Genomic DNA, 22,554 nt, shown 5'->3' with positions numbered 1-22,554 from the left:
TTCCAACCACCTTTTATATGTGTAGTGATTTTACAAATTGTCGCGTTTCGCGATCAATCATTCGAATCGTGTCAAGATCCGGATCAGCAATCGGGACATGCCGTTCCATCGCCTGCTCAATGTATTGTTCAATCGCTAAAAACGATATTTGCCCAGCTAAAAAGGCGGCCACTGCTTCTTCGTTTGCAGCGTTTAACACGGTCGGCATCGTCCCGCCTATTTTTCCTGCCTCATAAGCAAATTGTAAACAACGAAACCGGTTCATGTCCACTTTTTGAAAATGTAACGTGGCCACTTCTGCTAAGTTTAGTCGCTCGATATGGAGCGGAAAGCGATCTGGATATGTTAATGCATATTGAATGGGCACGCGCATATCTGGCGTTCCAAGTTGGGCAATGACGCTTCCATCATGAAACTGTACCATGGAATGAATAATGCTTTCTTTATGTAAGAGCACATGAATTTGCTCATACGGTAAGTAGAACAACCAATGCGCCTCGATGACTTCGAGTCCTTTGTTCATCATCGTCGCAGAATCGATCGTAATTTTTGCCCCCATCGACCAATTCGGATGTTTGAGCGCTTCTGCAACGGTGACATGCTGCAGCTGCTCGCGCGTACGATCGCGAAAACTACCTCCGGATGCGGTCAAAATAATACATTCAACGTTTTTCTGTTTTTCTCCTTGTAAACATTGAAAAATCGCGGAATGTTCACTATCTATCGGCAAAATCGAGACACCATAGGCAGCGGCGTGCTTCATGACGAGATGACCCGCAGTAACTAACGTTTCTTTGTTCGCTAATGCGATTGTTTTTCCCGCCTCTATCGCTTTTAACGTAGGCACTAGTCCGACGCTTCCTACAACCGCATTAACGACAATATCCGCTTGTTCAACCGTCGCCACCTCAATCAACCCGTCTTCACCGGAAACGATGCGCACACGTCCAATATATTCGCGCTGTAACATGTCCGCATCTTCTTTTTGAGCGACACATACGATTTTCGGTGAAAATTGTTCAATAATCATTCGAGCCTGTTCAATGTTTCGCCCAGCTGAAAAAGCAACGAGACAAAACGCATCACGATGGGCGCGAATGACATCGAGCGTTTGCATCCCGATCGAACCTGTCGCACCTAATAAGCTAATTGCTCGCAAACTGTCCACTCCTTTTTACACAATGAGGTAAAACAAATATAAAATCGGTAAAATAAACAGCAAACTGTCGAAACGATCTAAAATGCCGCCGTGCCCTGGTAAAATCGCCCCTGAATCTTTTACTCCATAGTGGCGTTTAAACGCGGATTCAACTAGATCACCGAGCTGCCCGAAAATAGATAAAATAACGGTTCCAATAAGCAACAAAAGAAACGATGGGGCAAACGGCGATAGCCACTCATAAACGCTCACAACAAGAAGCGCACATAACACGCCGCCTATCGCACCTTCTACCGTTTTATTCGGACTAATATGCTCCCATAATTTACGCTTCCCAAACGCCCGACCGATAAAATACGCTCCGCTATCTGTTGCCCAAATTAAAAATAGGGCATAAAAAATATAAGACAATCCTGCTTCTCGCACTTGTAAAAAGGAATAAAATCCGACGCCTACATATAACAAAGAAGCAATCATAAAACCGGCGTCATCGAACGTAAACGCATTTTTAGATATAACCGTATAAATAAGCAACAATAAAAGCCCGATGATGAGCATCCATATGTTTATCATATGTTCATATGGATATAAAAAGAGCCATAAAACGAGAAAACTGACGACGCTCGGAAACGAAAAGAGCGATATGCGTTTCATACGAATGAGCTCAAATAAACCAACCGTAGCTAACACATACGTTAAAATGAGAAATGGCCATCGGCCGTATATGACAATAGGTAAAAAGATTGAAGCTGCAATGATCGCTGTTACAATTCTTTGTTTCATATGAAATTATACGCCTCCAAATCGACGGCTTCGTTGCTGGAATGCATGTACCGCCTGTAAAAAATGTTGCTCTGTAAAATCTGGCCATAATACATCTGTAAACCAAAACTCCGTATAAGCTAACTGCCAAAGCATAAAATTACTTAACCGAATTTCCCCGCTTGTACGAATGAGTAAATCCGGATCAGGCAAATCGTTTGTCATCAAATACGAATGGAACAACTGCTCATCGACATCGCTTACTTCAATCGTTCCGCTTTGAATATCAGTAACGAGCTTTTGTACCGCATGTACAATTTCCGCGCGACTTCCGTAGTTTAGCGCAAAGTTTAAAATTAAACCTGTATTTTGCTTCGTTTCTTCGATCGCTTTTTCAACTGCACGTAACGTATGTAAAGGTAGTTCATCTTTATGTCCCATCACGCGTACTTGCACGTTTTCGGCGATGAGCTCAGGTAAAAATGTGTTTAAAAATTGTTCAGGCAATTGCATTAAATAGTCAACTTCCGTTTTTGGCCTTTTCCAATTTTCCGTCGAAAATGCGTATAGCGTCAACACTTTTACACCTAGCTCGTTCGCAAAGCGCGTAATTTTTCGCACCGTCTGCATCCCTTCGTAATGTCCAGCCATACGTGGCAACGCGCGCTTTTTCGCCCAACGTCCATTTCCATCCATAATGATCGCCACATGCGCCGGAATTGGCCCTTGTAAAATGGATTGTTTTGAACTTACTTCTTCTTTGTTTTTCCATCTTTTCATTTTTTCAAACATTAGCGCGTGTCCTCCAGCTTTCGTCCATCGTGATCAGGCTGTGCGCCCTATTTCGTAATTATAGCAAAAAACCCTCTATAAACATAGAGGGACTTATACTTCCATAATTTCTTTCTCTTTTTCTTTCGTAATCGCATCAATTTTTGCAATGTGGTCATCCGTTAATTTTTGAATGTCTTCTGTATACCCACGCAATTCATCTTCCGTAATGTCGCCGTTTTTCTCTAACTTTTTCAACTCGTCATTTGCATCGCGACGGATGTTGCGCACAGCAACTTTCGCTTCTTCTGCATATTTTTTCACGAGCTTCACAAGTTCACGACGACGCTCTTCAGTGAGCGGTGGAATTGCGATGCGAATGACTGAACCGTCATTTGAAGGTGTAAGTCCTAAATCCGATGCTAAAATGGCTTTTTCGATTTCTTTTAATACCGATTTGTCATACGGCTGAATGACAAGAAGACGCGCTTCTGGCACTTGAATACCTGCTAACTGAATAATCGGTGTTGGCATGCCATAATAATCAACTGTAATTTTTTCTAACAAAGCAGGATTTGCTCGTCCAGCACGAACCGTTGCGAGTTCACGAGAAAACGCTTGTACAGCTTTATCCATTTTTTCTTTCGCATTCGTTAATACTTGCATCTTATTTCCCCCTTACAATTGTTCCAATATTTTCGCCTAATACAGCACGTTTAATATTTCCTTCTTCCATAATCGAGAAAACGATAAGTGGAATATCGTTATCCATACATAGCGAGGAAGCGGTGGAATCCATCACACCTAACCCTTGTTTAATTACATCTAAGTAAGATAATTCATCGTACTTGACCGCATTTTTATCGACTTTTGGATCGGCACTATACACGCCGTCTACGTTGTTTTTCGCCATTAAAATAACGTCCGCTTCAATTTCTGCCGCACGAAGCGCAGCTGTCGTATCTGTTGAAAAATATGGGTTTCCTGTGCCTGCCGCGAAAATGACGACACGTTTTTTCTCTAGATGACGGATAGCCCTTCTACGAATGTACGGCTCTGCCACTTGACGCATTTCAATAGACGTTTGTACACGTGTTTGTACACCGAGTTGCTCTAAGCTATCTTGTAGGGCGAGCGAGTTCATTACCGTTGCTAACATGCCCATGTAATCCGCTGTGGCACGATCCATTCCCATTTCGCTACCAACTTTTCCACGCCAAATGTTTCCGCCGCCAACAACGACAGCGACTTCGACTCCAAGTTCAGCTACTTCTTTCACTTGCTGGGCAATCGATTTAATGACCGCTGGATTAATCCCGAAGCCTTGATCACCAGCTAACGCTTCACCACTTAGTTTTAAAACGACACGTTTATATTTTGGGCTTTCCATTGTAAACCTCCATCCCGTTCTTTAAAAATAGGGAACACGTATGTGTTCCCTATTTGCTTCCTTACTTACGAACTTGGCTCATAACTTCTTCAGCGAAGTTATCTTGACGTTTTTCAATTCCTTCGCCTACTTCGTAACGGATGAAGCTTTTCACCGTTGCGCCATTTGATTCTACAAATTGACGCACTTTCACATCTGGATTTTTGACAAAGCTTTGCTCAAGCAAGCAAATATCTTCAAAGAATTTGCCTAAACGACCTTCAACCATTTTTTCAACGATGTTTTCTGGTTTTCCTTCGTTTAATGCTTGCTGTTTTAACACTTCACGCTCACGAGCAATTTCATCCGCAGATACTTCATCGCGAGAAACGTATTTTGGATTAATTGCTGCAATGTGCATCGCTACATCTTTTGCCACGTCGCTATTTGTTGTACCTTCTAATACAGTTAATACGCCGATGCGGCCCCCCATGTGCAAGTATGCACCGAACGCTGCATTGTCGCCTTTTTCTACAACTGCAAAACGACGTAACGTAATTTTCTCACCAATTTTAGCAATCGCTGCGTTAATGTGCTCTTCTACTGTTGCACCATTGTCCATTTTTTGTTGTAGCGCTTCTTCTACTGTTGCAGGCTTATGCTTTAATAAATGCGCTGCTAATTCTTTAACTAACGTTTTAAATCCTTCGTTTTTCGCAACGAAGTCTGTTTCAGAGTTTACTTCTAAAATGACTGCTGTATTTCCATCTACTTCGATTAACGTTGTTCCTTCGGCTGCGATGCGATCTGCTTTTTTCGCTGCTTTCGCCATTCCTTTTTCGCGAAGCCAGTCGATCGCTTTTTCCATATCACCGTTTGTTTCTGTTAATGCTTTTTTGCAGTCCATCATTCCTGCGCCTGTCTTTTCGCGCAACTCTTTTACCATTTGAGCAGTAATTGCCATGTCAAACATCCTCCTTTTTTATGTGCGAAATCGTATGTACACAAACCGAAACGGTTTGTATGCTTAGTATGCCCGATTTTCTTAAAAAAAGGTGATAAAAGGCTTCCCCCTCTTATCACCTTTCACATGTTTACTCAGCTGTGACAACGGCTTCTTCGCCTTGTTTTGCTTCTAAAATTGCATCAGCAATTTTAGCTGTAAGAAGCTTCACAGCACGAATCGCATCGTCGTTCGCAGGAATGACGTAGTCGATTTCGTCTGGATCGCAGTTTGTATCTACGATTCCGATGATCGGAATGTTTAATTTACGAGCTTCTGCAACGGCAATGCGCTCTTTGCGTGGGTCGATAACAAATAACGCATCTGGCAATTCTTTCATTTCTTTAATACCGCCTAAAAACTTTTCAAGACGCTCTAATTCTTTCTTTAGTTTTACCACTTCTTTTTTAGGCAATACATCGAATGTGCCGTCTTCAGCCATTCTTTCGATCTCTTTTAAACGTTTAATACGTTTTTGGATCGTTGCAAAGTTTGTTAACGTTCCACCTAACCAACGTTGGTTTACGTAGAACATGCCAGAACGTTCTGCTTCTTCTTTCACAGAATCTTGCGCTTGTTTTTTCGTACCAACGAATAAAATTTTGCCACCGTTTGCCGCAAGCTCTTTAACGAAGTTGTACGCTTCTTCTACTTTTTTCACTGTTTTTTGCAAGTCAATGATGTAAATACCATTGCGCTCAGTGAAAATGTATTTTTTCATTTTTGGGTTCCAACGACGTGTTTGATGCCCGAAGTGAACCCCTGCTTCAAGCAACTGTTTCATTGAAATAACAGACATCTTTCATCCTCCTAGATGGTTTTTTCCTCCGCTCACGTCATTTTTAAGCAAGACTGCAAAGCAGCACCGTCGCTTAAATCGATGAGCGTGTGTATTCACACCAAATAGAACTATATCATAATTAAAAAGCACATTCAACTACTTTTGGTGAAATTTAAGCAAAAGCTCTATTTCTGTCTTGCCACGTTTTAACGCTTTCGCTATTTCGTCGATCGTTTTTCCTTGTTGTTGAAGCTTTAATGCTTCCGAAACGAGCGATTCAAGCGATTGCTCTCCATTTCGCTTAGCTGTCGACAGTTCCACTCGATCGACCACTTGCTCGATCGGCAGCGAAGGAGGCGCTTCTTTTTTCTTTTGACGAACAGCCGATGATGTAATTTGTTTAACAAATCGTTCGTTCTCTTCCTTAAACTGCATTAAATATGTCGTCATCATCGTTTCCATTTCGCGAAGCCATTGCTCTTGCTCTTTTTCTGCCTCTTTCATTTTCATCCACTTTAACGATAAAAGAATAATGAGAAAGAGCGAAATGCCGTGCAAAACGAAGCTGATCATCCATAAAAACGTCGTCATATCATCCCTCTTATCCAATGAAGTCAATGTGTGTCCCTTTGTAAGGGTGTTTGCTCTTTTCTCTTTTTTCATCATGTTTTTTCCATTTTGTTCGTTCGCTTCGTTCGGCTTTCGTGACTTGTTGCCGAATGCGCTCATCTTGTTTTTTCATCTCTGCTGCAAGCTGTTGTTGAGCAAGCTGTCCGTACTGTTGCATATGTTCTTGCCATTTTCCGAGCTCATGCGTTTTCGGCAACGCGACTTGCAATTCGACGAGTTTGAAGCTCATATTTGTCACTTCCTTCATAAAATTGATGAAGGACTGCCATCACTACATAGCTTGCTCAATCAATTTGCGCATTTTAAATAATGCTTTAGCGTGAATTTGGGAAATACGCGACGTTGACAGCCCCATAATGTGCCCGATTTCTGTGAACGTCAATTCTTCTTTGTAAAATAAGCTAACGACTAATTGTTCTTTTTCATTTAGTTGTTGAATGACGTTTGCCAATTGTGCAATTTGCTCCTCGCGCAATATATGTTCTTCAGGCGATGGCGATTGATCGTCACGAATGGTAAATGACATATGTTCGTCATCATCATCAAATGGCCGTTCATCAAGCGATAAGATGTGAGCGAAAAATTGTTCGCTCATGACAGTATACACTTCATCTTCTGGCATGTTTAACGCTTCAGCAACTTCTTTAGCACTTATTTCACGCATGTACGTTTGTTGCAGCTGTTCGATCGTTGCTTCAATTTTTTTTGCCTTTTCTCGCACGCTGCGCGGAAGCCAATCTTCTTTCCGCAATCCATCTAAAATCGCTCCGCGAATGCGGAATGACGCGTACGTATCAAATTTTAAATCGCGTGAAGGATCAAATTTTTCAAGCGCATCATACAAGCCGAGCAAAGCTAAACTTTTCAATTCTTCTTTCCTCACGCTTTTCGGAAGGGATGAAGCGATACGTTGGACGTGATAATCAACAAGCGGCATATATTTTTCAATGAGTTGATCGCCCGCTTCCCGATCGCGAGCGTCTATCCACTTTTGCCAGCATTGTTCAATCATATCATCCCCCCTAGGTGAAAAGGTAGCCTACAACGTTTGAAATTTATTTTTCTTCATGGCTTAACAGTTGACGAATATATTGCGCGACTTTTTGTTGCTCTTCTTCGCTCAAACCTTCAATCATTTGCTCTACATGTTCATCATTTCGTTCCGTCCGTGAAACGTCTGGAGTGGATTCATCTTTTTGAATAAAGGCGACCATCCAGCGAATGACAAAAGCAAAAATAAAGAAAATAGCAAATGTGAGAAAGGCGCGCATGATAGACGTCCATATACTATTTTGCAACAACGAAGAAAAGAAGGCGATCATACAGCCGAATAAGGCGAAAACAACGTTAAATTTCCATGTACTAGCCATTACATTTCCCGTACCCCTTGATTTACTGTTCGAATTAGCAATATGCCTGTTTTCGGATGAAATTCTATCGTCCGCCCACTACTTCCCCCGACGTCTTCAGCGACGATCGGGATGCGAAAACGTTGAAGCTGTTCGCGGACAGCTTCAACGTTGCGCGGTCCAATGCGCATCATATCTGTCGTCCCTGTTCGAAATTGAAACATTTGCGCACCGCCGGCCATTTTCGCTTTTAAATGCCCGTTTCGTCCTCCTGCCCCGATGACGCGACGTATTAACTCTTCAATCGCCGTGTCGGCATATTTCGCTACGTTCATTTGCTCGGATTTTGCTAACGACGAATCTGGCAACATAACATGCGCCATCCCTGCCACTTCTTTTGCTAAGTCGTACACGACAACCCCAACGCATGAGCCGAGTCCGCATGTACGAATGACATGTGGCGCTTTCACCACGTTCATGTCAGCAATTCCGACTTTAACTACATGAACAATTTCACTCATCATGTTCCACACCTAAAGACTGAAAGATGATACGAAACGATTCTGGGTCAGGAAGTAAGAAAAAGTGGCCATTTACACGATCATTCGGCTGATGCTCCTCATGAATTGCCGTGTCCACGACAATGACATGATCGCCGACGCGCGACATTTCAATTAATCCATAGCTTAAAATCGCTCCGATCATATCAATGCTAAGCGCCGGAACAGATGGATATAAATTTAAGTTTGTGAAATCGGATAAAGATGATAAATATGAGCCAGCTAAAATGTTGCCAAGCTCCTGCAAAGCAGAAAGCGACAACTCCGAACAATCTTGTTCAAGTTTAAATTGTTCATCACCAATCATTTGTCGAATAAACCGTTCCGCTTGTTCAAGCGATAACACGAAAAACATGTTGCCGGGTGCATCTCCTTCGATGCGCAAAAAAACGGCAGCAACGACATTATCAGCTCCACCGACAATGTCCATCATTTCATCAAATGAAATGATGCGCACATCTGGAATCGTCATTTCTATTCTTTTATTTAGCAACTGTGATAACGCTGTTGCTGCATGGCCCGCTCCAATATTTCCAATCTCTTTTAGTATGTCCATATGGACGGCACTCATCCGTTCAAAATATGACATGGACAAATTATCCTTTCTCCGTTTTTAATACTTTTTCTAAGTTTAATAAGATGAATAGACGCTTCCCAATTTTTACGACGCCATTAATATAGTCTGCTGTCGTCGCATCGACTACTTCTGGCGGCGGTTCGATCGCTTCTGTCTCAATATCAACGACATCGTTCGCCGCATCAACAATTAAGCCGACTTCAACATCATCGAGCGCGACGATAATGACGCGCGTATGATCAGAAAACTCCGCTTCCTCTAAGCCAAAACGCATGCGCAAGTCGATAATGGGTGTAACAACCCCACGTAAATTAATTACGCCTTTCACATACTTCGGAACGCGAGGTACACGCGTAATATGTTGAATCTTTTCAATCGAGCGCACTTGTTGAACCGGAATCGCGTATTCTTCATCTTTCAGTTGGAATACAATCACTTTCAGCTCAGCCACATTCAATTCCCCCTCTCGCTTGTCCCTACTTAATTAACGCATTGCAATCAATAATGAGCGCGACTTGGCCGTCACCTAAAATCGTCGCCCCCGAAATGGCAAACACGGACGTTAAGTAGTTGCCAAGCGATTTTAACACCACTTCTTGTTGACCGATAAATGAGTCAACGACAAGCCCTGCCATTTTCTCGCCTTTGCGTACAATGACAACAGATAAAAAGTCGTCTTCTTCTTTAGAGGCAGGCACTTCGAAAATATCTTTTAGGAATAAAAGCGGAACGACTTTCCCGCGGAAATCGATGACTTTTTGATTATGAGCATGTAAAATATCTTCTTTTTTCACAATCGCTGTTTCAATAATCGATGACAGCGGAATCGCATATTTTTCATTTTGAATTTCCACTAACATAACAGAAATAATGGATAGTGTGAGCGGCAGCTGAATGGAAAAGACAGACCCAGCTCCTTCTTCTGAATCAATCGATACCGATCCACCGAGCGATTCGATCGTACTTTTTACAACGTCTAATCCGACACCGCGTCCTGAAATATCAGATACTTTATCTGCCGTTGAAAATCCTGACGCAAAAATAAGTTCATACACTTGTTTATCTGTTAAGTTCGCTGCGTTTTGTTCAGAGATGATCCCTTTACTTATCGCCTTCTTTAACACTTTTTCGCGGCTAATGCCTGCACCGTCATCTTCAATTTCAATAAACACATGGTTTCCGCTATGATACGCTTTTAACTTTACTGTTCCTTCTTCCGGTTTTCCTTTCGCCCGACGCACATCTGGCGTTTCAATACCGTGATCGATAGCGTTGCGCAACAAGTGAACGAGCGGATCACCAATTTCGTCGATGACTGTGCGGTCAAGCTCCGTTTCTGCTCCAATAATTTCAAGATTAATTTTCTTTCCTAAATCGCGAGCTAATTGCCGTACCATGCGCGGAAAGCGGTTAAATACCGTTTCGACCGGTACCATGCGCATATTTAAAATAATGTTTTGCAAGTCTCCGGAAATGCGTGACATCCGTTCGACCGTCTCATGCAATTCTGGGTTGTTCAGTTCGCGCGAAATTTGCTCCAATCGTCCGCGATCAATAACAAGCTCTTCAAATAAGTTCATTAGTACGTCTAAACGTTCAATGTTGACGCGAATCGTCTTGTTGCTTACTTGTTTTCCAGTTGCTTTTTCTTCTTGTCCTTCTTGCTTTTTCTCAACCGCTTGCTCTACTGCTTGCTGTTCTTCTTTTTGTTCGTGTTTTGTTTCCGTCGTTTTTTCTTCTTCCGTAGATCGATGTAAGTTCACTCGTTGAACGATAACTTGCTCCACTTCCGACACTTTCATAATGCGCTTTTGTAACTCGTCTTCTAATACTTTTGTCACAACTGTCACGACAAATTGATCATCGAACTGTTCTGCTTCTAGCATCTCAACGGTCGGAACGGATTTAATGACTTCTCCAATTTGTTCAATCACTTCAAAAATCATAAACACACGCGCTGCTTTTAATAAGCAGTCGGAGCGCAATTTTACAGTTACTTCATAACTATGAAATCCTTGTTCAGCTGATTGTTTTAAAATAGTATATTCAAATTCATCATACGTTTGTTCATGTGTTGGAGCTGGTTTTTGTGGAGCGGCGACCGCTTCCCCTTTTTCGATTTGCTTTAGCTGGGCGACAACATTTGTAACGTCGCGCTTTCCATCTCCACCTTCAGAAATAGAAACGACCATCGCTTCTAAATCATCGACAGCGCGAAAAATGACATCGAGCAATTCAGGTGTGACGGCAATTTTCCCGTTACGAATCGCATCAAGCACATTTTCCATTTGATGGGTCAAATTGGCCAAGTCTTCAAAGCCCATCGTCGCTGACATCCCTTTTAACGTATGCGCAGAGCGGAAAATTTCATTGACGATCGACACATCATCTGGATTTTTTTCAAGCTCTAACAATTGTTCGTTAATCGTTTGTAAATGTTCTCTACTTTCATCAATAAACACTTCGAGGTATTGACTCATGTCCATTGTTCCTATCCCCCTCAAACTTTTACGTGCTTCATTACCGCTTCGGCAATGTCATCAACGTGAACGATTTCATCAACAACGTTCGCAGCAATGGCTGATTTCGGCATACCGAATACGACGGAAGATTCGGCGGACTCTGCGATGACGAATGTCTTTCCGGACGCTTTTAGCTGTTTCAGCCCTGCTGTGCCATCTGAACCCATGCCTGTCATAATAACAGCAATTTTTTCATAATCCGTTAACGTGCTTAACGATTCGAACATCACGTCAACGGAAGGACGATGTCCATTGCGCGGCTCTGCTTCATCGAGATGAATCGCAAGCGATGTGCCCACGCGTTTCACATATAAATGTTTTCCGCCTGGCGCGATATACGCTGTGCCTTTTTGAATGATTTCACCATCTTCTGCTTCTTTGACGCGAATATGACTTAACGAATCCAAACGGGTAGCTAACGATTTCGTAAACCCTTTCGGCATATGCTGGACGACTAAAATCGGTGCGTCAATCGTTGCCGGAAACTTCGTTAGCACATGTTGAAGAGCGCGTGGTCCTCCTGTCGATGTGCCAATGGCAATCACTTTTTTCGTTCCGCCCACGCTTTGTCGTTCGCTTACCTCTATTTTACTATATTGTTTTTGTGGCAACATAGACATTTTTTGCTTTGTTTTGACTGTTCGCAAATTCGCTTCGCTTGCTAAAAGCACTTTTTCGATCATTTTATCTTTAATTTTATATAAATCTAGCGAAATGGCACCCGAAGGCTTAGCGATAAAATCAACCGCACCGTATTGCAGCGCTAAAATAGTATTTTCCGCCCCTTCCTTCGTTGTGCTTGAAATCATAACGACAGGAAGCGGGTGTTTTTGCATAATATATTTTAACGTCTCAAGCCCATTCATGACAGGCATCTCAACGTCTAACGTCACGACATCCGGTTGGAGCTGCTCGATTTTTTGCAACGCTTCTTGCCCATCGCGCGCTGTGCCAACAACGGTCAAACGCGGATGCTGTGACAAAAAGTCGCTAATTAATTTGCGCATGAAAGCAGAGTCATCAACGACGAGCACCTTTGCTTTATTCACAGCGATGATAACCTACCTTTCTAAAAAGTATTGGCGCAACTTCGCAAAAAAGTGAAATGGACGTTTCATTTGCTCCTTATGCTCTTCATTTGCCAAATAGCGTTCAGTCATTTGTATGACTGCCTTGCTTGCTTTCGCACTCGGATCAAATAAAAGAAAAGGCGTTTGACGAATAACTGCATTGCTTACCGTGCGATCTTCAGGTACGTACCCTAAAGCATGCAGTTCTTTTCCTAAAAAACGTTTCGCTACTTGCTTTAAACGTTGCAACGTCTCTATCCCTTCTTTGTCGGAACGGGCGCGATTGACTAACACATAAATCGGAAGTTGATGGTCTGCTAAATGAATGTATTTCATCGTCGCATACGCATCCGTTAACGCTGTTGGTTCAGGCGTCGTCACGATGAAAATATCGTCAACTGCCTTCAATAACTGAAGGCGATCTTCGGACATGCCTGCCCCCATATCGAAAATGATGTAATCATACTGCTCGGAAACAAGTTGTAGTTGTTCAATGAAATATTGTACTTTCTGTTCATCCATGTGAAAAATGTCCGTCAATCCCGTTCCGCCAGCGATAAACGACAAGTTTTCTGGTCCTGTTTTTATAATATCATGAATCGTTACGTTAGGACGAAAAATATCGATAATCGTGTGGGATGATGTTTGTCCAAGCAAAATGTCGATATTTCCCATACCGATATCCATATCAAACAACAATACGTTTTTCCCGCGTTGACGTAGTGCTAAAGAAAAGTTTAATGACACGTTCGATTTTCCAACGCCACCTTTGCCGCTTAATACAGCAATCGCTTTCGTTTCTGTTTCATGTTGCATTTTTTTCACGCGTAAACGTAAACTTTCAGCCTGATCTCTCACCATCGTTGCTCGACCCCGGTAATCATATTTGCAACAAGCTGTGGAGTAGCTTCCACAATATCATCAGGTACGTTTTGTCCGTGCGTCACATACGCCGCCCCGATGCCACATTGGATCATCATGTTTATCATCGCACCATGTCGGCTCGTTTCATCGACTTTTGTAAAAATAAACTTATGAATAGGAATAATTGAAAACTGATCGTAAATGTCTTTCATATCTCGCCATTTTGCCGTTAACGATAGGACGAGAAATGTTTCCATTTCCTCGTTAAAATCAATCATTTCTTTTAAATCGTTCACGTATTGGGCGTTGCGAAAGTTTCGCCCGGCAGTATCGATAAAAACGATGTCGTACGACGCAAGCTTTTCCTTCGCTTGACGAAAATCGTCGACATTGTAACATACTTCAAGTGGCACATTTAAAATTTTTGCGTACGTTTTCAATTGGTCAATTGCGGCAATACGATACGTATCTGTCGTAATAAATGCCACTTTTTTACGATGTGTAATGACGCAGTCGGCCGCCATTTTGGCAAGCGTCGTCGTTTTGCCAACCCCTGTCGGCCCTACAACGTTGACGTATTTTTTTTGAAATGAAATCCCACCAAATGAAAAGGACGATAATGTTTTGACGATGTCATCGTGAAGCCATTTTTTCACTTCGTCGTCTGAAGCGTTCGCCCCGGACGTATACCATCGTTGCAACAATGCAGACATGAACATCGCACGCACATCGTCACTTATTTCTTGATCGATCAAATGCGCATCGATCGCCTTTAGAGGGGACGGATAATGCTCCATCGCCCCTCCTTGCGTCAATTGATGAATCGTCGCTTTTAACTGCTGAATTTCTTTCAACAATTGCTCGTCACGCAGCGGTTCGATTCGCTCTTTTCGTTTTTCTTTTATTTGTTGAACAGGCGGAGTGGCTGGTTTTGGATCAACGGCAGCAATGACCTCGATATTTTTTCGGGAAAATAGTCCGAGAAAGCCTTTTTTATGAACGACTTTCGAATTTAAAATGACCGCATCATTTCCAAGTTCCGCTCGAATCATTTTCATCGCTTCTGGCATCGATGAAGCAACAAACTTTTTTACTTTCATTCGACATTCACCACCCCAACACTTTGAACTTCGACGTTTGCTTCAAGTTCATTATACGACAACACGGGAACGTGACGGAAATAACGCTCCGTTAATTGTCTCACATACATGCGCACAGCAGGCGAACAAAGCAAAATTGGCGATTGATCTTGAAACGGGAATTGTTCAATTTGCATTGCAATCGCTTCGATAATAGCTTGGGAAACGACCGGATCGAGCGCTAAATAATTGCCGTGTTCAGTTTGCTGTACACCTTCAGCAATCATTTTTTCAACTTTCCCTGACAATGTGATAACGCGCAACGGCTGACCTTCAACAACATATTGGCTCGTAATTTGACGAGCGAGCGCTTGACGAACGTATTCCGTTAAAAGATCTGGATCTGTCGTCATTCGCCCAAAATCGGCAAGCGTTTCAAAAATGACCGGCAAGTTGCGAATGGACACTTTTTCACGCAATAAGTTGGCAAGTACTTTTTGAATGTCACCGACCGACAGCGGATTCGGTGTTACTTCCTCTACTAAAATCGGATACGATTCTTTCACGTGGTCGATCAGCTGTTTCGTTTCTTGACGGCCGAGCAACTCATGCGCGTGCGCTTTTAACAGCTCAGTAATATGTGTTGATACGACGGACGGCGGGTCAACGACTGTATATCCGAACATTTCAGCCCGTTCCTTCATATCTTCAGAAATCCATTTTGCCGGTAATCCGAACGCCGGCTCAATTGTATCAATTCCTTCAATCGCATCATCTTCAACGCCGGGGCTCATCGCCAAATAATGATCAAGCAACAGCTCGCCGCGCGCTACTTCGTTTCCTTTAATTTTTAGGCGATATTCATTTGGTTGCAGTTGAATATTGTCACGAATGCGCACAACGGGAATAACTAGGCCAAGCTCTAAAGCTAATTGACGACGTATCATCACGATACGATCTAATAAATCCCCGCCTTGGTTGGCGTCAGCAAGCGGAATTAACCCGTACCCAAACTCAAACTCGATTGGATCAACACTTAGCAAACTTACAACGCTTTCTGGACTTTTCATTTGATCCATCTCTCGTTCTTCTTCTGTTTCTTCCGGTACCGCCTCTGGCACATGAGCCTGCTTCGATAATTGATATGCCCCAAACGCGAGCAATGCCGCGATCGGAACGGTTAACAAATCATCAATCGGCGTCAACAATCCAAGTAAAAAAATCGTTCCCGCTGTAACGTATAACATTTTCGGATAAGCAAACAACTGCCGCATAACGTCGGCGCCTAAATTATCATCTGAAGCGGCACGCGTAACGACAATACCTGTCGCAGTAGAAATTAATAACGCCGGGATTTGGCTAACAATTCCATCTCCAACAGTTAATAATGTATATCGTCTAGCTGCTTCACCAATATCCATACCTTGCTGCACCATTCCGATAACGATTCCAAACAACATGTTAATAAGAACGATAATAATGCCCGCGATCGCATCACCTTTGACAAACTTGCTCGCTCCGTCCATCGCGCCATAAAAATCAGCTTCTTGAGCAATTTTTTCGCGCCTTTCTCTCGCTTGCTGTTCAGAAATAATTCCGGCATTCAAATCCGCATCAATGCTCATTTGTTTTCCCGGCATAGCATCGAGCGTAAAGCGCGCTGCTACTTCCGATACACGCTCTGCCCCTTTTGTAATGACGACAAATTGAATAATGACTAAAATTAAAAAAACGACAAACCCGACGACAACATTGCCACCGATAACAAACGTACCAAACGTTTCGACTACCCCGCCAGCTTCTCCTCTGCTTAAAATCGAGCGAGTTGTTGAGACGTTTAAACCGAGGCGAAACAACGTAAGCAAAAGAAGAAGCGAAGGGAAAATCGAAAACTGGAGCGGTTCGCGCATATTCATCGACGTTAAGAGAACGAGCAGCGCAAGAGAAATATTGAAAATGATGAGGACGCTAAGCAACCACGATGGTAGGGGAATAATAAGCATCGCTACAATTAATACAACCATAAGTAATACAGACAAGTCCCTTGCCGACATAAACGTTCTCTCCTATTTACAGTTTGTTTTTCATCTTGTAGACGTACGCTAAAATTTCCGCTACCGCTTTAAAAAAAGCTTCTGGAATAACCATTCCGACATCTGTTTGATCGTATAGCGCACGTGCGAGTGGACGATTTTCAACGATCATGACATCATGCTTTTTAGCGATGTCTTTTATTTTCTGTGCCATGTAATCCGCCCCTTTAGCGACGACGATAGGGGCGTCTGCCTGTTGTTCATCATATTTTAATGCAACTGCAAAATGCGTTGGGTTGGTAATGACGACATCTGCCTTTGGCACTTCTTGCATCATGCGGCGCATCGCCATTTCCCTTTGTTTTTGTTTAATGCGTGATTTAATGAGCGGATCCCCTTCCGTCTTTTTATATTCGTCTTTAATGTCTTGTTTCGACATACGAATATTTTTTTCAAAATCGTACCGTTGATACAAATAATCGAATATCGAAAGAAACAATAAAGCGACAGAAGCGGCGATGCCCATTTGAATCGTTAACCGTCCGAGCGTTGCCGCAATCGCACCAATCGATTTGTGCGATAACGATAAAATATCATCGATATGCAACCATAATACAGAGAATGTAACAACTCCGACAAACAATACTTTTAAAATCGATTTTAATAATTCGACGATCGCTCGCAGCGAAAATATACGTTTAAATCCTTGAATCGGATCGAGTTTGCTTAGTTTCATTTGTAACGGCTCCGTCGTAAATAAAAAGCCGACTTGTACAAAGTTTGCAAATAGTGCCGCAGCGATCGCCGCTACAAAAATCGGGCCGACGAGCATCGCGAGCTGCTGGAGAAGATCCATGAAAATGAGCTGCACCGAATGAACGGTAACGTCCATGAAAAAATAATGCTGAAACGACTGACGAAACAGCCGTACAACCGCATCTCCCCACGCGCCCGAAGAAAAAGAAAGCACAAGAAAAACAACGAGCATTAAAAAGGCAGCGGTCGCATCAGCACTTTTCGCCACTTGTCCTTTTTTACGCACTTCTTGCCGCTTCCTCGGCGTTGCTTTTTCTGTCTTTTCCCCAGCGAAAAACTGTAAATCAACCGACAGCCAGCTCACGTTATGCGCCTCCTAGTAATTTCATCATGCCGCGCATCGACATAAAAGTCAGTTCGAACAACTGTTTCGTAACAACAAACATGCTTGAAAACACAATGATAAACAAAACGAAACTAACTATAATTTTTACAGGTAAACCGATGACGAAAATGTTCATTTGCGGAACTGTCCGAGCGACAATACCGAGCGCTACATCGACTAAAAATAAACACCCGACAATCGGAATAGCCATTTGCAACGCAATGACAAACATCGCTTGAAATAAACGGACAACTTGTTCTGCAACGGCTCCATTCCCAAAAGGGACGAGGTGGTCAACCGGAATGAATCGATAGCTATAAAAAATACCGTCTAACAACAAATGATGTCCATTGACGGCTAACAAAAAAAATAATGCGATCGTATATAAATATTGCCCCATCAATGGGCTTTGGGCACCTGTTTGTGGATCAATGACGTTTGCAATAGCAAAACCCATTTGGAAATCAATGAGTCCACCTGCAATTTGAATCGCCGACATAATCATAAAAGCAACGAGACCGATAAGCAATCCGACAAGCACTTCTTTAATGAGCAGCATCATATACGTTCCGTCAATATTTAATGGCTCTGGATCAAGCGAAAAAAACATGAGCCAACTAATGAAAAAAGCAAAACCGATTTTATGAACGTTCGGTATATTTCGATACGAAAATAGTGGCATCGTAACAAAGAAGGAAGCGACGCGCGCAAAAATAAGTAAAAAAGTCGGTATATACGTATATAGCTCCATACGTTTCATCCTACAAATTTACTTAAGTTACTAAAAATGTTGTATGCATATGAAATCATGCGTGAAAGCATCCACGGGCCAAAGAAAATAAGACCGAGCAACACAGCGACAATTTTCGGAACGAATGCTAACGTCTGTTCTTGAATTTGCGTCGTCGCTTGCAAAATGCTAACAAATAATCCTACTGCCAACGCAAGCAACATGAGCGGTCCACATACAATAAGCACCATATACACGCCGCGTTCAGCAACTTGAATGACAAAATCGGGACTCATATTTCCCACCTACTTTAAAAGCTTTCTAGTAACGATTTAACAACTAAATACCATCCGTCGACGAGAACAAATAATAAAATTTTAAACGGCAATGAAATCATGACCGGCGGCAACATCATCATTCCCATCGACATGAGCACACTAGCAACAATCATATCGATTACTAAAAATGGAATGAATAACATAAAACCAATTTGAAAAGCGGTTTTTAATTCGCTAATCGCAAAAGCAGGAACGAGCGCTGACATCGGAATATCTTGCACCGTTTTCGGCTGTTCAACCCCTGCGTAGCTTAAAAATAACGCTAAATCTTTTTGGCGCGTATGTTTGCTCATAAACTCTTTCAGCGGTACTTCCGCCCGCTCATATGCTTCTTCTAAGTTTATTTGTTCATCGAATAACGGCTGCAACGCCTCGCGATTAATTTGTTGAAATGTCGGTGCCATAATGAAAAATGTTAAAAATAGTGATAGCCCAATTAACACTTGGTTTGGCGGCATTTGTTGCGTTCCGAGCGCTGTTCTAACAAACGATAAAACGATGACGATGCGCGTGAACGATGTGACCATAATTAAAATGCCAGGCGCCACCGACAAGACGGTTAACAACAATAACAGCTTCACAGATGTAGCAACATTTTCGGGCGCACTATTGTTAAAAAACTGCATCACTTCATTCATGTTGATCCCTTTCTTTTTCCAACGCGCTCATTGCTTTTTTTCGCTCATGAGCTAGCTGTTGTAGCTCTTGATTGAACAGCTGGCGAAAGCGAGGTTCGCTCGTTTTTCGCTGCAAAAGCGACTGTAGCGATTTCCATACGCCCGCCGCATCAAGCATAGAGTCGAGACGCGCTTCATGTTGCTTAAGCAGCTCTTCAATTTCTTGCTCATCGGTAATTTCCTTTAATAAGTGAATCGACTCGCCTACACCGACAACAAACACACGCCGACCAACTTTCACAATTTGAATCGTTCGATTCGTTCCTAAACTTGTCCCACCTAAATGTTGAATGAGCCCTTTTCGCTCATAAAATCGGTTTTGTTTATTTAACCATCTTAAAAGCGAATATAGTAAAAAGATAACAAACGCCGTCGCAGCAATAAGTTTGACAAAATCCCAAACGGTAACAGGAGACGGTTGGGCAATCGTTTCATTTGGCGCATCATTGTTCGTTTGTTGTTCCTTACATGCTTCTGGATGCTCTAAACATTCTTTTACGCTATTCGTTTGTTCTGCAAAAGCAGGGGAAACTGCTTGCAGAACAACGAACGCGCACAATATGATCATGCGGATATAGCGCAATGAATTCCACCTCTAACCGAGCGTTTTGTTAATTGCTTCAATGACGCGATCTGCCTGGAACGGCTTAACGATAAAATCTTTTGCTCCTGCTTGAATCGCATCGATAACCATCGCTTGTTGCCCCATTGCAGAGCACATAATAACTTTCGCGTTGCTATCAATTTTTTTAATTTCTTTCAATGCTGTAATGCCATCCATTTCTGGCATCGTAATATCCATCGTCACTAAGTCCGGGCGAAACTCTTTATATTTTTCTACCGCCTGCGCCCCATCAGCTGCTTCCGCTACAACTTCGTGTCCGTTTTTCGTTAAAATATCTTTAATCATCATTCTCATAAATGCTGCATCATCAACAATTAAAATTCTTGCCATTCTCCAAAAACCTCCCGAATTATCGTAATTTGTTTAACCGATCGCTCTGGCTAATAATGCTTGTTACACGCACCCCGAAATTCTCATCGATAACTACCACTTCACCTTTGGCAATTAGTTTATTGTTTACTAAAATGTCAACAGGCTCACCAGCTAGTTTGTCGAGCTCGATAATCGATCCTGACGATAAGCTTAAAATATCTTGCACCGATCGCTTCGTGCGTCCAAGTTCTACCGTCACTTGCAACGGAATGTCGAGCAACATATCGAGATTGCGCGACTCCGCTTCCGGTAGCGGTGCAGGTTCGAAGCTTGCAAAAGCAACAGGCTGGACGTTGACAGGCTGCTGCACAGCTCCTGTTCCGAAATGTTGAGGAGCCTCTTTTTGCGTTTGTTGAGCCGATGAAGGCGCTGGCTGCGTTGGTGCGGATGGCGCGGTTTGGCGTGGCTCATTCGTATTTATTGTAGCTGATGTTTGCGTATTTGTACTAGACGGATTTAATAAATTTTCAACTAATTCTTTCGCAAAATGAATCGGAAGTAACTGCATAATGTTTGAATCAATTAAGTTCCCTACTTTTAAACGGAACGATACTTTCACGAGCACATCGTCAGGCGGTAAATATTCAAACCCTTCGCCTTCTGATAAATCAAGCAAGTGTAAGCTTGGCGGAGAAATGTCAACTTTTTTACTAAAAATCGTCGACATCGATGTCGCCGCCGATCCCATCATTTGATTCATTGCCTCTTGCACGGCGCTCAGTTGAATGTCATCCATGAGAGCTGGCGGGTTTGTTCCGTCTCCTCCCATCATTAAGTCAGCAATAATAGCCGCATCCGACTGTTTAATAACAAGCAAGTTCGTTCCTAAAAACCCTTCCGTATAGCTCACTTGAATCGCAACATACGGATGCGGGAATTCTTCTGCTACACGCGCACGCTCGATAAGCGAAACGCTCGGCGTCGTAATTTCAACTTTTTGATTTAATAACATCGATAACGCTGTCGCGGAACTACCAAACGAAATATTTCCTATTTCACCAAGTGCATCTTGTTCGATTGGTGTCAACACGTCATCAATTGACATTGTGCTAGACGGCATCGGATCTTCATCAATCCCACGCAACAACGCATCAATCTCGTCTTGAGATAACATATCGTCACTCATCATCGCCGTCTTCCCCCTTTATAACATCTAAAATTTGTACCGCTAATCGTTTGTTCATTTTTCCTGGCTGTCCGATAAACTTCGGCACATCTCCTACTTTAATAATCAATGGATCACGCACCGTTTGATCTAATTGAATGACATCGCCAACAGAAAGTTGCAAAAACTCTTGTACAGAAATGGTCGATGTTCCGAGCTGTGCAATCATCGGTACTTTCGTTTGTTTTAGCCGTTTTTGCAACGTTGCGACTTCTTCCGGTTCGCGCTCTTTTTTTTGCGTCTGCATCCAATAATGGACGGATAATTTCGGGATGATTGGTTCTAGCACGACGTGCGGAATACAAATATTAATCATTCCACTAATGTCGCCAATTTGCGTATTTAATGAAATGACGACAACCGTTTCGTTCGGCGATACCATTTGTAAAAATTGTGGATTTACTTCGAAGTCAGTAAGCATCGGATCCATATCAGCGACCGATTCCCACGCTTCGCGCAAGTTGCTAAACGCTTTCTCAAACAAGTTCGACATAATTTTTGTTTCGATTTCTGTTAAATTTTCAATTTTATTCAAGCTCATTCCTCTGCCGCCTAATACGCGATCAAGCATCGCATAAGCGATATTTGGGTTTACTTCTAACAGCACGCGCCCATCGAGTGGTGGAACTTCAAATACTGTTAAAATCGTCATTTTCGGAATGGAGCGAATAAATTCCTCATACGGCAATTGGTCAGCAGATGCGACTGAAATTTGCACGTATGTGCGCAATTGAGCGGAAAAAAATGTCGTTAACAAACGAGCGAAGTTTTCATGTATGCGCGTTAAGCTGCGAATTTGATCTTTCGAAAACCGCAACGCTCGTTTAAAGTCGTACACTTTCACTTTCTTCTCTGCTTCTTCTTTTTTCAATTCATCAGCGCTCATCTCTCCAGCGGATAGCGCTGCCAACAAGGCATCAATTTCACTTTGCGACAAAACTTCTCCTGACACCGTTCTCACCTCCTACTCCTATTCA

General features: G+C 42.6%; 27 protein-coding genes. All 27 read right to left on the bottom strand.

Going from position 1 to position 22,554, the window contains the following annotated elements; translation table 11 throughout:
• Positions 1-13: 13 nt before the first annotated feature.
• The 27 genes from dxr to fliM all read right to left on the bottom strand — a co-directional run bounded on the left by dxr (position 14) and on the right by fliM (position 22,529).
• Positions 14-1,159 (bottom strand): 1-deoxy-D-xylulose-5-phosphate reductoisomerase, encoded by a 1,146-nt coding sequence (gene dxr, locus K1I44_RS04140; RefSeq protein ID WP_255573202.1) that lies wholly within the window; start codon positions 1,157-1,159, stop codon positions 14-16.
• Positions 1,160-1,174: 15 nt separating this feature from the next.
• Positions 1,175-1,942, bottom strand: coding sequence for a phosphatidate cytidylyltransferase (locus K1I44_RS04135; RefSeq protein ID WP_003394836.1), 768 nt, complete (start codon positions 1,940-1,942; stop codon positions 1,175-1,177).
• 6 nt (positions 1,943-1,948) lie between these two features.
• The gene (locus K1I44_RS04130; protein ID WP_003394837.1) at positions 1,949-2,713 is read right to left on the bottom strand and encodes an undecaprenyl pyrophosphate synthase; all 765 of its coding nucleotides are present in this window, start codon (positions 2,711-2,713) and stop codon (positions 1,949-1,951) included.
• A gap of 93 nt (positions 2,714-2,806) precedes the next feature.
• A complete protein-coding gene (gene frr, locus K1I44_RS04125) occupies positions 2,807-3,358 on the bottom strand; it encodes a ribosome recycling factor (RefSeq protein WP_003394838.1) in 552 nt (183 codons plus the stop codon).
• Between the two features lies 1 nt (position 3,359).
• A complete protein-coding gene (gene pyrH / locus K1I44_RS04120; RefSeq protein ID WP_003394839.1) occupies positions 3,360-4,082 on the bottom strand; it encodes a UMP kinase in 723 nt (240 codons plus the stop codon).
• Between the two features lie 61 nt (positions 4,083-4,143).
• A complete protein-coding gene (gene tsf / locus K1I44_RS04115; RefSeq protein WP_003394840.1) occupies positions 4,144-5,025 on the bottom strand; it encodes a translation elongation factor Ts in 882 nt (293 codons plus the stop codon).
• Between the two features lie 130 nt (positions 5,026-5,155).
• The gene (gene rpsB, locus K1I44_RS04110) at positions 5,156-5,863 is read right to left on the bottom strand and encodes a 30S ribosomal protein S2 (protein ID WP_021094186.1); all 708 of its coding nucleotides are present in this window, start codon (positions 5,861-5,863) and stop codon (positions 5,156-5,158) included.
• 138 nt (positions 5,864-6,001) lie between these two features.
• Positions 6,002-6,436 carry a DUF6115 domain-containing protein gene (locus K1I44_RS04105; RefSeq protein WP_219985342.1) on the bottom strand — a complete coding sequence of 145 codons (435 nt, stop codon included), beginning with the start codon at positions 6,434-6,436 and terminating at the stop codon, positions 6,002-6,004.
• A 10-nt stretch (positions 6,437-6,446) separates the two neighbouring features.
• Positions 6,447-6,704 carry a hypothetical protein gene (locus K1I44_RS04100; RefSeq protein WP_003394844.1) on the bottom strand — a complete coding sequence of 86 codons (258 nt, stop codon included), beginning with the start codon at positions 6,702-6,704 and terminating at the stop codon, positions 6,447-6,449.
• Between the two features lie 42 nt (positions 6,705-6,746).
• Positions 6,747-7,487 (bottom strand): FliA/WhiG family RNA polymerase sigma factor, encoded by a 741-nt coding sequence (locus K1I44_RS04095; protein ID WP_003394845.1) that lies wholly within the window; start codon positions 7,485-7,487, stop codon positions 6,747-6,749.
• Between the two features lie 43 nt (positions 7,488-7,530).
• On the bottom strand, positions 7,531-7,845 hold the full coding sequence (locus K1I44_RS04090; RefSeq protein WP_219985341.1) for a hypothetical protein: 315 nt from the start codon (positions 7,843-7,845) through the stop codon (positions 7,531-7,533).
• Complete coding sequence (locus K1I44_RS04085) at positions 7,845-8,345, bottom strand: chemotaxis protein CheD (protein WP_003394847.1); 501 nt, start codon at positions 8,343-8,345, stop codon at positions 7,845-7,847. Before K1I44_RS04085 ends, K1I44_RS04090 begins: the two co-directional genes overlap by 1 nt.
• Positions 8,338-8,973: a chemotaxis protein CheC gene (locus K1I44_RS04080; RefSeq protein WP_003394848.1), complete on the bottom strand. Its 636-nt coding sequence runs from the start codon at positions 8,971-8,973 to the stop codon at positions 8,338-8,340. The genes K1I44_RS04085 and K1I44_RS04080 overlap by 8 nt, the downstream gene beginning before the upstream one ends.
• A gap of 7 nt (positions 8,974-8,980) precedes the next feature.
• Entirely contained in the window at positions 8,981-9,412 is a 432-nt protein-coding gene (locus K1I44_RS04075; protein WP_003394849.1) for a chemotaxis protein CheW, read from the bottom strand.
• Positions 9,413-9,437: 25 nt separating this feature from the next.
• On the bottom strand, positions 9,438-11,447 hold the full coding sequence (locus K1I44_RS04070; RefSeq protein ID WP_003394850.1) for a chemotaxis protein CheA: 2,010 nt from the start codon (positions 11,445-11,447) through the stop codon (positions 9,438-9,440).
• A 14-nt stretch (positions 11,448-11,461) separates the two neighbouring features.
• Positions 11,462-12,532, bottom strand: coding sequence for a protein-glutamate methylesterase/protein-glutamine glutaminase (locus K1I44_RS04065; RefSeq protein ID WP_219985340.1), 1,071 nt, complete (start codon positions 12,530-12,532; stop codon positions 11,462-11,464).
• A 12-nt stretch (positions 12,533-12,544) separates the two neighbouring features.
• Entirely contained in the window at positions 12,545-13,414 is an 870-nt protein-coding gene (locus K1I44_RS04060; RefSeq protein WP_003394855.1) for a MinD/ParA family protein, read from the bottom strand.
• On the bottom strand, positions 13,408-14,517 hold the full coding sequence (gene flhF / locus K1I44_RS04055; protein ID WP_219985339.1) for a flagellar biosynthesis GTPase FlhF: 1,110 nt from the start codon (positions 14,515-14,517) through the stop codon (positions 13,408-13,410). Before flhF ends, K1I44_RS04060 begins: the two co-directional genes overlap by 7 nt.
• The gene (gene flhA / locus K1I44_RS04050; RefSeq protein ID WP_003394859.1) at positions 14,514-16,550 is read right to left on the bottom strand and encodes a flagellar biosynthesis protein FlhA; all 2,037 of its coding nucleotides are present in this window, start codon (positions 16,548-16,550) and stop codon (positions 14,514-14,516) included. The genes flhF and flhA overlap by 4 nt, the downstream gene beginning before the upstream one ends.
• A 16-nt stretch (positions 16,551-16,566) precedes the next feature.
• Positions 16,567-17,649, bottom strand: coding sequence for a flagellar biosynthesis protein FlhB (flhB, locus tag K1I44_RS04045; protein WP_219985338.1), 1,083 nt, complete (start codon positions 17,647-17,649; stop codon positions 16,567-16,569).
• Between the two features lies 1 nt (position 17,650).
• Entirely contained in the window at positions 17,651-18,430 is a 780-nt protein-coding gene (gene fliR / locus K1I44_RS04040) for a flagellar biosynthetic protein FliR (protein ID WP_219985337.1), read from the bottom strand.
• A complete protein-coding gene (gene fliQ, locus K1I44_RS04035; RefSeq protein ID WP_003394866.1) occupies positions 18,427-18,696 on the bottom strand; it encodes a flagellar biosynthesis protein FliQ in 270 nt (89 codons plus the stop codon). The genes fliR and fliQ overlap by 4 nt, the downstream gene beginning before the upstream one ends.
• Positions 18,697-18,710: 14 nt before the next feature.
• A complete protein-coding gene (gene fliP / locus K1I44_RS04030; protein ID WP_003394867.1) occupies positions 18,711-19,376 on the bottom strand; it encodes a flagellar type III secretion system pore protein FliP in 666 nt (221 codons plus the stop codon).
• Positions 19,369-19,998: a flagella biosynthesis regulatory protein FliZ gene (gene fliZ / locus K1I44_RS04025; protein ID WP_003394870.1), complete on the bottom strand. Its 630-nt coding sequence runs from the start codon at positions 19,996-19,998 to the stop codon at positions 19,369-19,371. The genes fliP and fliZ overlap by 8 nt, the downstream gene beginning before the upstream one ends.
• Positions 19,999-20,010: 12 nt before the next feature.
• Entirely contained in the window at positions 20,011-20,370 is a 360-nt protein-coding gene (locus K1I44_RS04020; RefSeq protein ID WP_003394872.1) for a chemotaxis protein CheY, read from the bottom strand.
• Between the two features lie 19 nt (positions 20,371-20,389).
• Complete coding sequence (gene fliY / locus K1I44_RS04015; RefSeq protein ID WP_003394874.1) at positions 20,390-21,541, bottom strand: flagellar motor switch phosphatase FliY; 1,152 nt, start codon at positions 21,539-21,541, stop codon at positions 20,390-20,392.
• Positions 21,531-22,529 carry a flagellar motor switch protein FliM gene (gene fliM / locus K1I44_RS04010; protein ID WP_219985336.1) on the bottom strand — a complete coding sequence of 333 codons (999 nt, stop codon included), beginning with the start codon at positions 22,527-22,529 and terminating at the stop codon, positions 21,531-21,533. Before fliM ends, fliY begins: the two co-directional genes overlap by 11 nt.
• Positions 22,530-22,554: the final 25 nt, after the last annotated feature.

Origin of the sequence: Anoxybacillus sp. ST4 (assembly GCF_019448545.1) — a bacterium.
Taxonomy (GTDB): Bacteria; Bacillota; Bacilli; order Bacillales; family Anoxybacillaceae; genus Anoxybacillus; species Anoxybacillus pushchinoensis.
This window is presented reverse-complemented; position numbering and strand designations above follow the sequence as displayed.

What these genes read in the sequence shown, in the direction of transcription:
- K1I44_RS04135 (WP_003394836.1), bottom strand. Translation starts at nt 1,942, where the DNA reads ATGAAACAAAGAATTGTAACAGCGATCATTGCAGCTTCAATCTTTTTA.
- K1I44_RS04130 (WP_003394837.1), bottom strand. Translation starts at nt 2,713, where the DNA reads ATGTTTGAAAAAATGAAAAGATGGAAAAACAAAGAAGAAGTAAGTTCA.
- frr (WP_003394838.1), bottom strand. Translation starts at nt 3,358, where the DNA reads ATGCAAGTATTAACGAATGCGAAAGAAAAAATGGATAAAGCTGTACAA.
- pyrH (WP_003394839.1), bottom strand. Translation starts at nt 4,082, where the DNA reads ATGGAAAGCCCAAAATATAAACGTGTCGTTTTAAAACTAAGTGGTGAA.
- tsf (WP_003394840.1), bottom strand. Translation starts at nt 5,025, where the DNA reads ATGGCAATTACTGCTCAAATGGTAAAAGAGTTGCGCGAAAAGACAGGC.
- rpsB (WP_021094186.1), bottom strand. Translation starts at nt 5,863, where the DNA reads ATGTCTGTTATTTCAATGAAACAGTTGCTTGAAGCAGGGGTTCACTTC.
- K1I44_RS04105 (WP_219985342.1), bottom strand. Translation starts at nt 6,436, where the DNA reads ATGACGACGTTTTTATGGATGATCAGCTTCGTTTTGCACGGCATTTCG.
- K1I44_RS04100 (WP_003394844.1), bottom strand. Translation starts at nt 6,704, where the DNA reads ATGAGCTTCAAACTCGTCGAATTGCAAGTCGCGTTGCCGAAAACGCAT.
- K1I44_RS04095 (WP_003394845.1), bottom strand. Translation starts at nt 7,487, where the DNA reads ATGATTGAACAATGCTGGCAAAAGTGGATAGACGCTCGCGATCGGGAA.
- K1I44_RS04090 (WP_219985341.1), bottom strand. Translation starts at nt 7,845, where the DNA reads ATGGCTAGTACATGGAAATTTAACGTTGTTTTCGCCTTATTCGGCTGT.
- K1I44_RS04085 (WP_003394847.1), bottom strand. Translation starts at nt 8,345, where the DNA reads ATGAGTGAAATTGTTCATGTAGTTAAAGTCGGAATTGCTGACATGAAC.
- K1I44_RS04080 (WP_003394848.1), bottom strand. Translation starts at nt 8,973, where the DNA reads ATGTCATATTTTGAACGGATGAGTGCCGTCCATATGGACATACTAAAA.
- K1I44_RS04070 (WP_003394850.1), bottom strand. Translation starts at nt 11,447, where the DNA reads ATGGACATGAGTCAATACCTCGAAGTGTTTATTGATGAAAGTAGAGAA.
- K1I44_RS04060 (WP_003394855.1), bottom strand. Translation starts at nt 13,414, where the DNA reads ATGGTGAGAGATCAGGCTGAAAGTTTACGTTTACGCGTGAAAAAAATG.
- flhF (WP_219985339.1), bottom strand. Translation starts at nt 14,517, where the DNA reads ATGAAAGTAAAAAAGTTTGTTGCTTCATCGATGCCAGAAGCGATGAAA.
- flhA (WP_003394859.1), bottom strand. Translation starts at nt 16,550, where the DNA reads ATGTCGGCAAGGGACTTGTCTGTATTACTTATGGTTGTATTAATTGTA.
- fliR (WP_219985337.1), bottom strand. Translation starts at nt 18,430, where the DNA reads ATGAAACGTATGGAGCTATATACGTATATACCGACTTTTTTACTTATT.
- fliQ (WP_003394866.1), bottom strand. Translation starts at nt 18,696, where the DNA reads ATGAGTCCCGATTTTGTCATTCAAGTTGCTGAACGCGGCGTGTATATG.
- fliP (WP_003394867.1), bottom strand. Translation starts at nt 19,376, where the DNA reads ATGAATGAAGTGATGCAGTTTTTTAACAATAGTGCGCCCGAAAATGTT.
- K1I44_RS04020 (WP_003394872.1), bottom strand. Translation starts at nt 20,370, where the DNA reads ATGGCAAGAATTTTAATTGTTGATGATGCAGCATTTATGAGAATGATG.
- fliY (WP_003394874.1), bottom strand. Translation starts at nt 21,541, where the DNA reads ATGATGAGTGACGATATGTTATCTCAAGACGAGATTGATGCGTTGTTG.